Raw genomic sequence first — 10,380 nt, 5'->3', positions numbered from 1 at the left:
TGTGTGCGGCTTGCATACCTGGTCTTTACGCCGGCACATCCATGCTTGCCGACCTCCTCGCCGTCCGGCGGACACAACGCAATTGACATGTCGGCATCAGGCGTCCAGCCAGCATCGCCGGATCTGCATGGAGCCGTGATGGCCCTGACTGCACCGCTTCCCACCCAGCAGGAGTCCACATGAGCACAGACATCAGTCCGCTCGCCGGCAAGCCGGCGCCCGCCTCGATCCTGGTGGACGTGCCCAAGCTGCTCGCCGCCTACACCAGTCTGCGCCCGGATCCGGCAGTGGCAGACCAGCGCGTGGCCTTCGGTACCTCAGGCCATCGCGGCAGCTCGCTGGAGCGCAGCTTCAACGAATGGCATATCTGGGCGATCAGCCAGGCGATCTGCGAATACCGCAAGAAGAAGGGCATCGATGGCCCGCTGTTCATCGGTTGCGACACCCACGCGTTGTCGCGCCCAGCCTTCGAGAGCGCGCTGGAAGTACTGGCAGCGCATGAGGTGGAAGTGCGCGCTTCCGCCGGTGACGAGTTCACGCCCACGCCGGCGGTATCGCACGCCATCCTGGCGCACAACCGCGGGCGCAGCACGGGCCTTGCGGACGGTATCGTGATCACGCCTTCGCACAATCCTCCGGACAATGGCGGTTTCAAGTACAACCCACCCAACGGCGGTCCGGCCGATACCGGCATCACCGACTGGGTCCAGCACCGTGCCAATGAATTGATGGAGGGCGGCCTGAAGCAGGTGCGACGCGTGCCGTTCGCACAGGCGCGCCGCGCCTCCACGACGCAGGAGCACGACTACCTCGGCGCCTACGTGGCCGACCTCGCCAACGTGGTGGACTTCGAAACCATCCGTGCCGCCGGTGTGCACATGGGCGTGGATCCGCTGGGCGGCGCGGGTGTGCACTACTGGGCGCCGATCGCCGATCGTTATGGCATCGACCTCGCCGTGGTCAGCGAAGAAGTGGACCCGCAGTTCGCCTTCATGACGGTGGACTGGGACGGCAAGATCCGCATGGACCCCTCCTCGTCGTACGCGATGCAGCGCCTGATCGGACTGAAGGACCGTTACGACGTGGCCTTCGCCTGCGACACCGACCACGACCGCCACGGCATCGTGACGCGCAGCAGCGGTCTGATGCCGCCCAACCATTACCTGTCGGTGCTGGTGGATTACCTGTTCCGCCATCGTCCCGGCTGGAAGGCCGATGTCGGCGTGGGCAAGACGGTAGTCAGTACCGCGTTGATCGACCGCGTGGCGAAGCGCCTGGATCGTCGCCTGCACGAGGTGCCGGTGGGCTTCAAATGGTTTGCCGAGGGTCTGTTCGACGGCTCACTGGGCTTCGGCGGCGAGGAAAGCGCGGGCGCTTCGTTCCTGCGCTGCGACGGCACCGTGTGGACCACCGACAAGGACGGCCTCGTGCCCGCGCTGCTCTCCGCCGAAATCACCGCGCGCAGCGGGCGCGACCCCGGCGAGCTGTACGCGGAACTCACCCGCGCACTGGGCGAGCCCTGCGCCGACCGGGTCGAAGCGGCCGCCGATGCGGGGCAGAAGAAACGCTTGTCCCAACTGACGCCGAAACAGGTGAAGATCGATACGCTGGCCGGTGAGAAGATCGAGCAGGTGCTCGACCATGCGCCGGGCAACAACGCGCCGATTGGCGGCATCAAGGTGGCTACCGCCAGCGGCTGGTTCGCCGCGCGCCCCTCCGGCACCGAGGACATTTACAAGATCTATGCCGAGAGCTTCCTCGACGAGGCACATCTCAAGTCCATCCTGGGCGAGGCGCAGCACATCGTGGACGAGGCGTTGAAGGGATAGCGGCGCATATCCGGCGATCCGGCAGCCATCCGCGGGTCCACTCAGGTCTTGTCCAACCATCGGGTCAACCGTGCCCGCACCCGTTCGGTGAGGCGCGAGGCACGGTAGGCGTCGGTCGCGGCGCGGATCACTTCGGCCTGCGTAGGGTAGGCATGGATCACACGCTCAAGCCTGCGCAGGCCCAGGCCGGACTCCATCGCCAAGGTGAGGCCGTTGATCATGTCGCCCGCATTGCGGGCCACCACGGTGGCGCCGAGGATGCGGTCGGTGTGGTCCTGCACGTGGATCTTCGCGAAACCCTCCCGTTCGCTGTCTATCACCGCACGATCGATTTCGTGCATGGGTACGGTGTAGGTCTTCACGGGAATGCCGCGACGGTTGGCCTCGCGCACGTAGAGGCCGACGTGGGCGATCTCGGGATCGGTGAAGGTGCACCACGGAATCACCAGCCGGCTGAGGCGTTCGCTTCCGCGGAACAGCGCGTTGGACACCGCCAGGCGCGCGGCGGCCGCCGCGGCATGCGCGTATTTGTGTTCCATGCATACGTCGCCGGCGGCATAGATGCGCGGATTGCTGGTGCGCAGGAAGTCGTCCACCCGCACGCCCGAGGCGCGATTGCATTCCACTTCCGCACGCTCCAGGTCCAATCCGTCCACGTTGGCGACATGGCCGATGCCGGTGAGGATCGCGTCCACCTCGACGGTGCTGTGGTAGTTGTCGCTGACCATCTCGACGAACCGCGTTTCCCCCTGGCCGCGCACGGCGGTGATCCGGTTGTTCAGGCGGATGGCGATGCCGTCCCGGGCCAGTGCATCGGAGAGCAACTGCGCGGCGTCGCGTTCCTCGCGCGGCAGGAACAACGGGCGGTCCTGCACCAGGGTGACTTTCGCACCCAGTCGGCAGAACGCCTGCGCCATCTCGCAGCCCAGCGGGCCGCCGCCGATCACCAGCATGCGCGGCGGCAGCGTGGTGAGGTCGAATATGTTTTCGTGGGTGAGGTAGCCCGTTTCGACCAGGCCGGGAATCGCGGGAATGTTCGGACGCGCACCGGTGGCGATCAGCGCCTTGGCGAAGTGCAGCATCGTGCCGTCGACACGCAGGCAATCGGTGCCGGCAAAGCGCGCCTCGCCAAAAAAAAGGTCGATGCCCGAAGCCACCAATCGCCGCGCGCTGTCGTCATCGGCGAGGCGGGCGCGGATGCGCCGCATGCGTTCCATCGCGCGGCCGAAGTCCGGCGGCGCCGTTTCATCGGACACGCGGGCACCATAGCGTGCTGCGTCGCGCAGATCGGCGCACAGGCGTGCGGTGCGGATCAGCGCCTTTGAAGGTACGCAGCCGGTGTTGAGGCTGGTGCCGCCGATCTGTGCGCGCTCCAGCAGCGCCACCCGTGCACCTGCCGCGGCGGCGGCCCGCGCAGCGGCTACGCCGGCGGGGCCGGCGCCGATCACCACCAGGTGATAGCGCGATGCAGGTTCCGGATTGCGCCACTGCGTCGGATGCAGGTGCCGGGTGCGACGGAGCTCGACCTCGTCCTGCGGAAGGGAAGGGGCTGCAGTCGTCATCGGCTCGTCTCCGGCGCGACATTCTCCAGCCAACCGCCACGGAAGCCCGCGCGCCGCAGTCCGCGCACCAGCCAGGGATTGCGGCGCATCAGGCGCCAGGGCAGGCCGCTGCGGTGATTCTCTATCATCATCGCCACGATGCCCTGGTCCAGCCCGTAGTGCCCATCCGACACCCAGGGCCGGCCATGGCTGTCGGCCAATGAGGGATTGAAGCTGGCAGCCAGGCGATCCCCGCTGAGCATCTCCGGGTACTGCGCCAGCATGTGGCGCAGCCCCTGCAGTGCCAGCTGCGGTTCGAACGGCAGCGAGGCCAGCACGGCCGGTGCCGACACGGTGCCGTCGTCCGGGCCGTAAGGAACGCCGCGCGCCGAATAGCCGAACAGGCGATGCGGTTCGCCGGAGGCATCCAGCCGGCCCACGCTGGGGCCGTCGCACGCCGACAGTCCCCAACACGATTCGCCGTAACCCGCGAAACCGTTCGGATTGCGCCGGGCGTATTCGCGCTGCACCAGCGCTGCACGGCGGCTGTTTTCGAAATAGTCGCAGCGTTTCTCGTGCATGAAGCGGTCGCGGATGCCGCGGAAATCGATCCACGCATGCGAGTAGTGGTGCACGAACAGCGGTCCGGCATAGAGGAAATCGTGGCCGTACAGGTTTTCCCACTGGTAGGTGAGCGTCCACGCGCGGTAACACTCGTCGGTGATGGCATGGGCGGGCGAACCGGCCGCCAGCGCGTACAGCACGATGGCCTCGTTGTAGCCGTCCCAGCCGTAGTGCAAGAAGCCGCATTCCGGCTTCCAGCCCTGGCGTATCGTGGACTTGCCGTCCTGTGCCCAGTGCCAGTCCACGCGCAGGTATATCTCGTCCGCCAGCTCGCGCACGTCGCGTTCGGCCGCGGCATCCGTATCGAAGTATTCGCGTGCGGTCAGCATGCCGGCAATCAGCATGGCGGTGTCGATCATCGACAGCTCGCATGTCCAGGTGCGTCCGCCGGTGTGCATGTCGAGGAAGTGGTAGTAGAAACCCTTGTAGCCGGTGGCATCCGGGCGATCGCTCTGCTCGCTGGCGCGAAAGAAGCGCAGCGCCGCCAGGCTGCGCTGGAGCGCTTCGGCGCGCGACATCCAGCCGCGTTCCACCGCAACCGGATAGCACGACAGTGCGAAGCCCGTCACTGCGATGCTCGACGGCGAGCCTTCGCGCGAGGTGTCCGCCATCAAGCCGTTGTGCGGATTGCCTGCCTGGGTGAAATAGTCGCAGGCTGCGCGCTGCAGGCGGTCGAGCAGAGACTCGTCGTCCAGCGCGTCGAGGGACGGCCGGCCGGCAGCGGCAGAGGCGGGCGTGGCGGAATATTTTTCTGACATGCAGGGCCGGTAGACGTGAACCGCCTTGCAGCATGCCGCAGCCATTGCATGGAGCATGTGTAGAGGACGCCTAGCCATCGCTTTCACGCCACATTTCTGAGCGGGCCGTAGGCTCGGGTTCTTTCTGCATGCGCGGCCTGAGCTTGGCCGTGCGAAGGATCACCGACCGATCATGGCCTCGTCTTCCCGTGTCGCGCATCCCGTCTTGTGGCTTTCCAACGGCCGTCTCGCCAGCTTCGTGAGCGCTGCCGGCACGGGCGGTTGCCAGTGGAACGGGCAGGCGGTCACACGCTGGCGCGGGGACCCCGTTGGCGATCCCTGGGGCAGCTATGTGCTGCTGCGCGACGAGGACAGCGGGGAGGCCTGGTCCACCGCAACGCAACCGCTGGGTGGAGAGACGCAGGAATTCGCCGTGGAGTTCCATGCTTCCCATGCACGTTTTATGCGCCGTCACGGCATGCTCGAAAGCGTGCTGGACGTCGCCGTGCATGGCGATTTGGACGCGGAACTGCGCCGCCTCACCGTGACCAACCACGGTGACCGGTCGCGCGATCTTTCGCTCACGTCGTATGCGGAATGGGTGCTGGGACCGGCCAACGAAGACGCCACGCATCCGGCGTTTTCCAAGATGTTCGTGCAGACGGAGTGGGCGGCCGATGCCGGCGCGTTGCTGGCCACCCGTCGTCCGCGCACGCCGGACGAGACGCGCGTGTGGGCTGCGCATGCCATGACCCTCGAGGACGGGTTGCCGGGCGCCGAAGCACACGAAAGCGACCGCATGCGCTTCCTTGGGCGCGGTCACACGCTGCACGATGCGCTTGCGATGCGCGCGGGCGCGACGCTGTCCAATCGCACCGGCTGCATGCTCGACCCGGTGCTCAGCGTGCGTCGCCGCGTGAAGCTGGCGCCTGGTGAGCACATCAGCCTGTGTTTCTGGACCGCACTGGCCGACAGTCGCGATGGCGTGTTGTCGCTGTTGCGCTCCTTGCAAACCCCAGGTGCCCCCGATCAGGCACTCCGCAGCGCCGAGGCCGGTAGTGCGTCGCGACGTCGCGCGTTGGGGATCGACGAAGAACAGGCCGCGTGCTTCGATGCCCTGGTCGGTCCGCTGCTCTATGCAGACACCGCCTGGCGCGCGCCGACGGACGTGCTGGCGCGCGGGCAGGGCGGCGCGCCGGCACTGTGGAGCGCTGGCATTTCCGGCGACCGTCCCATCGTGCTGCTGCGATTGACGGCCAAGGCCGCGCTCGAACGCGCGTGCGAACTGCTTAAGGCCCAGCGCTACTGGCAGGCCATGCAATTGGGTGTGGATATGGTGCTGCTGGACTGCGCGGACGGTGCTTTGCACGACGTGCTGCAGCCCATGACGAAAGCCCAGACCGAGCAGCTCAAGTCGAAGGATCTCGCGCATGCGCAATGCTTCGCGCTGGACGACAAGACCTTGCAGCCGGCATTGCGCGATGGCCTTCGCACCGTCGCGTGCATCGAACTGGATAGCACCTCACCGTTGCCGGCACCGCTGCGTGGAACGATGAAGGTGGCTGGTGCGCCCTCGCAGCACGCAAATGTTCCGCCGGCACCTGCGCCCTCGTCGACGCCGGCGGCCACGCAGTCGCGCGAATTCGACAATGGTCTGGGCGGCTTCGTGGACGGCGGCCGCAGCTATCAGGTCGAACTGATCGGCGAACGCTGCACGCCGGTGCCGTGGATCAATGTGCTGGCTAATCCGCAATTCGGCTGCCTGGTCTCGGCCGAAGGCGGCGGTTATGCGTGGTCGCAGAACAGCCAGCAGAACGCCTTGACGCCCTGGCCGAACGATCCCGTCTCCGACACTCCGCATGAAGTGCTCTACCTGCGCGACGAAGATCGCGACCTGCTGTGGAGCGTCACCGCCGCGCCGATCCGCGTGCCTTCGGCGCATTACCGCGTCACGCATGGCAAGGGCTGGAGCCGTTTCGAGCATATTGCGCACGACGTGGAGGTTGAGCTGCTGCAATGCGTACCCACGCACGACACTGTGAAGCTCTCGCGGCTGCGCCTTCGCAACCGCTCGGCGCAGTCACGCCGGCTGTCGGTCACCGGCTATGTGGAATGGGCGTTGAGTGCCAACGGCGTCGCCGGCGCGCCCTTTGTCGTGACCGAACGCGACACCTCCGGCGCCTTGTTTGCGTGCAATGGCTGGCGCGAGGAGTTCGGTACGCGCGTGGCCTTCGTCGACCTGGGCGAAAAGGCGGCCGTCTGCACTGGCGATCGGCTGGAGTTCCTCGGCCTCTATGGCTCGGTGGGGCGGCCGGCCGCATTGCTCGAGCAGGGTGAGCTGTCCGGCCACACGGGGGCGGGATTCGATCCCTGTGGCGCGCTGCAGGCTGTGCTGGAACTGCAGCCGGAGGGAGAGGCCGAACTACTGTTCATCCTTGGCGATGCCGCGTCGCACGAGGACGCGCGCGCACTGGTGCGCCACTATCGGGAGGCGGGCATCGACTACGCACTGGCGGAAGTGCGCGCGCAGTGGGATGCCATGCTCGATGTCGTGCAGGTGCGCACACCCGATCGCGCCATGGATCTCCTGCTCAACGACTGGCTGCCGTACCAGGTGCTGGCCTGTCGCCTGTGGGCGCGCACCGCGTACTACCAGGCCAGCGGCGCGTACGGCTTTCGCGACCAGTTGCAGGACATCATGGCACTGTGCACAAGCCGGCCCGACGTCGCGCGCGAACATCTGCTGCGCGCCGCCGGCCGTCAGTTTCCCGAAGGCGATGTGCAGCACTGGTGGCTGCCGCCCACCGGCAAGGGCATCCGTACCCGCATCAGCGACGACCGCCTATGGTTGCCGTTCGTCGCTGCGCATTACGTGGAAGTCACCGGCGACACGGCCGTGCTCGACGAGTCGCTGCCCTTCCTGAAGGGCGATCCGATCCCGCAAGGTGCATCCGACGCGTTCTATCTGCCCCAAGCTTCCAGCGATTCCGCCAGCGTGTATGAACACGCTGCGCGCGCCATCGATTCAAGCCTGACCACCGGTGCGCACGGCTTGCCGCTGATCGGCACCGGAGACTGGAACGACGGCATGAACAGTGTCGGCGCACAGGGCCGTGGCGAAAGCACCTGGATGGCCTGGTTCCTGATCGCCACCATCGATGCGTTCGTGCCGCTGGCGGAGTCGCGAGGCCAGGACAAGCGCGCCACACACTGGCGCCAGCATGCCGACGCGTTGCGCGGGGCCATGGACGGCGATGCCGGTTGGGACGGCGCCTGGTACCGGCGTGGGTACTATGACGAAGGCACCCCATTGGGTTCGCACCAGAGCGCGGAATGCCGTATCGATACCATCGCGCAATCGTGGAGCGTCCTCGCCGGCGCCAGCGACCGCGCTCATACCGAGACCGCCATGCAGGCCGTGCGTCAACAATTGCTGATGCCTGACGCGGGCATCGCACGGCTGCTTACGCCCCCGTTCGACCATACCGACAAGAACCCCGGCTACATCAAGGGTTATCCGCCAGGTATCCGCGAAAACGGCGGACAGTACACGCACGGCGCCGTCTGGTCGGTATTCGCCCTCGCCAGGCTGGGGCAGGGCAACCATGCCGGCGAACTGTTCGACCTGCTCAATCCCATCCGTCACGCAGACACCGCCGCAGCATTGGAACGCTATCGCGCGGAACCATACGTGGCCTGTGCGGATGTCTATTCGGTCGAGCCCTGGATCGGTTGCGGCGGCTGGACCTGGTACACCGGTTCGGCTGGCTGGCTGTATCGCGCCGGCGTGGAAGCCATCCTCGGCTTCCACCTGCAGGGCAGCCGGCTGCAATTGTCGCCATGCCTGCCGGCTGCGTGGCCGTACCTGGAGATGCGCTACCAACGCCGTGCTTCCGACGGCCTCGTCACCCGCTATGAGATCGGGGTGGACAATCCGCACCGCTGCCAACACGGCATCGCCAGCGCCTCGCTGGACGACAAGGCATTGGCGATTATCGACGGTGTGCTATGCGTTCCCCTGGTTGATGACGGCGCCATTCATCGCATCCATGCGGTGCTTGGTGCCTGACGCGGTCTCGACGGACGGCCAGAAGTGACTCAAATCAAAAAGGGCTGCATCCTCTGATTTGGTGAAGAGGACGCGACCCAACAACGGCTGTCATATCACGGTGAAACCAGCCTCGATCAGGGCAGGGTGCCGAGGGCGATCAGGGTCGCCGCAAACACCGCCTGCCCTACGTTGGCCATACGCATCGCTTGATCCTCTCGGTGCTGTTGCGGCTAAAGGTTACGCAAAGGCGCGGAAAGCGGACTCCGCGTCGCTCATGCATTAAGAGCAGCGAAGTTGCTTCAGCGGGCTCCGCCAATAATTTCAACAATTTCGACCGCCTGGTTGATGGGACTTCCGGCCCTTGCGCGCACCTGCCGTTGGTCGCGATGATCGGGCGCTTCAACCGGTTGCATTCGATGCTCCGGCAACGCCCACGGGAAGACAAGGCCTGGTTATGGAACTGGAACCTGAGGTACACGCGCACTCGCACAAATCAGGACACAGCCTGGTCGATCTGATGCTGGCCTTGAGCGCGCTGGTGCTCTCCGTCGTTTCGATGATCATCGCCATCGAGAACCATCACGCCATGAAGCAGTTGGTCATGGCCAACTCGTGGCCTTACCTGCGGCACGAATCCAGCAACGTCGGCAGCAGCGGCGACGCGGTGGCGCTACTGGGGCTTACCAATGCCGGTGTCGGCCCGGCCTTGATCGAGAAGTTCACCGTGAGCTATCAAGGAACGCCCATCAAGACCACTACCGACCTGTTGCGCCACTGCTGTGTCAAAGATGCTGGCGATGTCACTGCGATGAAAGCCAACATGATCACCGGCAGCATGAACGGGCGTGCCGTGGCTGCCAGGGAGTCTGCCTATTTTCTGCAGATGAAGAGGCCAGGCGAGGGGCCGATGCTTGACCACTGGAAAGCGCTGGACGATGCCAGGGAGCATGTTTCGGCAGCGGTTTGCTACCGATCGGTGCTCGGCGATCACTGGGTCACCACCAGCGACGACTTCCGGCCCAGACAGGTGGATTCCTGTGATGTGTTGCCCGGGCCGGCCTATCAGGAATAGCGACGGACGCATGGACGGGTTCATCCGGTGACCACTACGAAGTGGCTGAGTTGGGATGCCGGGGCGACCAGGGGCGCCGCATACGCTGAGCTAGCAGTACGCCATTGCTTCATTCTTTTCCCGGTGATGCCTCGCTGTGCCCCGCAGTGCACTGCTCGTCCGTAGCAGCCATTTATGCCAGCGTTAATGATCTTCCCGATCAAATCGCGGACTGACGGTACACCCACGATCCAGCGAGTCTTGGCAGAACCGATGGCGTGTCCGCGGTGCCGGTGTACGGAGGTCAGGTCAGCGAGTTGACGATGGGTGGCACCCATTTGTGGGTCACCACTACGGATGCCGCGGTGACCCCAAGGTGACCCCGACCCCCCAGAAACACAAATCCCAGCGCATGGCTGGGATCGTGTAGGGCTTTGATATTACTGGCGGAGAGGGTGGGATTCGAACCCACGGTACGCTTACACGTACGCCTGATTTCGAGTCAGGTACATTCGACCACTCTGCCACCTCTCCGGAAGCTGTCGCG

5 protein-coding genes and 1 tRNA gene are annotated in these 10,380 nt (G+C 65.6%); 3 read left to right on the top strand and 3 right to left on the bottom strand.

Annotated features, from left to right (window positions below; translation table 11 throughout):
- Positions 1 to 179: 179 nt before the first annotated feature.
- Positions 180 to 1,829, top strand: a complete 1,650-nt coding sequence (pgm, locus tag IHE49_RS10650) for a phosphoglucomutase (alpha-D-glucose-1,6-bisphosphate-dependent) (RefSeq protein WP_192157676.1) — start codon at positions 180 to 182, stop codon at positions 1,827 to 1,829.
- A gap of 41 nt (positions 1,830 to 1,870) precedes the next feature.
- Here the strand turns inward: pgm and IHE49_RS10645 are convergent, their stop codons facing one another.
- Both IHE49_RS10645 and IHE49_RS10640 read right to left on the bottom strand, forming a co-directional pair.
- Positions 1,871 to 3,391, bottom strand: a complete 1,521-nt coding sequence (locus IHE49_RS10645; RefSeq protein WP_192157674.1) for a mercuric reductase — start codon at positions 3,389 to 3,391, stop codon at positions 1,871 to 1,873.
- Entirely contained in the window at positions 3,388 to 4,752 is a 1,365-nt protein-coding gene (locus IHE49_RS10640; protein ID WP_192157672.1) for a glucoamylase family protein, read from the bottom strand. Before IHE49_RS10640 ends, IHE49_RS10645 begins: the two co-directional genes overlap by 4 nt.
- A gap of 172 nt (positions 4,753 to 4,924) precedes the next feature.
- Here IHE49_RS10640 and IHE49_RS10635 point away from each other — a divergent pair, with 172 nt between their 5' ends.
- The gene (locus IHE49_RS10635) at positions 4,925 to 8,800 is read left to right on the top strand and encodes a glycosyl transferase family 36 (RefSeq protein WP_192157670.1); all 3,876 of its coding nucleotides are present in this window, start codon (positions 4,925 to 4,927) and stop codon (positions 8,798 to 8,800) included.
- A gap of 436 nt (positions 8,801 to 9,236) precedes the next feature.
- Complete coding sequence (locus tag IHE49_RS10630; RefSeq protein WP_192157668.1) at positions 9,237 to 9,854, top strand: hypothetical protein; 618 nt, start codon at positions 9,237 to 9,239, stop codon at positions 9,852 to 9,854.
- Positions 9,855 to 10,277: 423 nt separating this feature from the next.
- Here IHE49_RS10630 and IHE49_RS10625 read toward each other — a convergent pair.
- A tRNA-Ser gene (locus IHE49_RS10625) sits at positions 10,278 to 10,367 on the bottom strand.
- Between the last annotated feature and the right edge of the window lie 13 nt (positions 10,368 to 10,380).

The organism is Rhodanobacter sp. 7MK24 (genome assembly GCF_014842995.1).
Classification (GTDB): Bacteria; Pseudomonadota; Gammaproteobacteria; order Xanthomonadales; family Rhodanobacteraceae; genus Rhodanobacter_A.
The sequence above is the reverse complement of the archived record's forward strand: the minus strand, read 5'-3'. Positions and strand labels throughout refer to the sequence as shown.

What these genes read in the sequence shown, in the direction of transcription:
- IHE49_RS10640 (WP_192157672.1), bottom strand. Translation starts at nt 4,752, where the DNA reads ATGTCAGAAAAATATTCCGCCACGCCCGCCTCTGCCGCTGCCGGCCGG.
- IHE49_RS10635 (WP_192157670.1), top strand. Translation starts at nt 4,925, where the DNA reads ATGGCCTCGTCTTCCCGTGTCGCGCATCCCGTCTTGTGGCTTTCCAAC.
- pgm (WP_192157676.1), top strand. Translation starts at nt 180, where the DNA reads ATGAGCACAGACATCAGTCCGCTCGCCGGCAAGCCGGCGCCCGCCTCG.
- IHE49_RS10630 (WP_192157668.1), top strand. Translation starts at nt 9,237, where the DNA reads ATGGAACTGGAACCTGAGGTACACGCGCACTCGCACAAATCAGGACAC.
- IHE49_RS10645 (WP_192157674.1), bottom strand. Translation starts at nt 3,391, where the DNA reads ATGACGACTGCAGCCCCTTCCCTTCCGCAGGACGAGGTCGAGCTCCGT.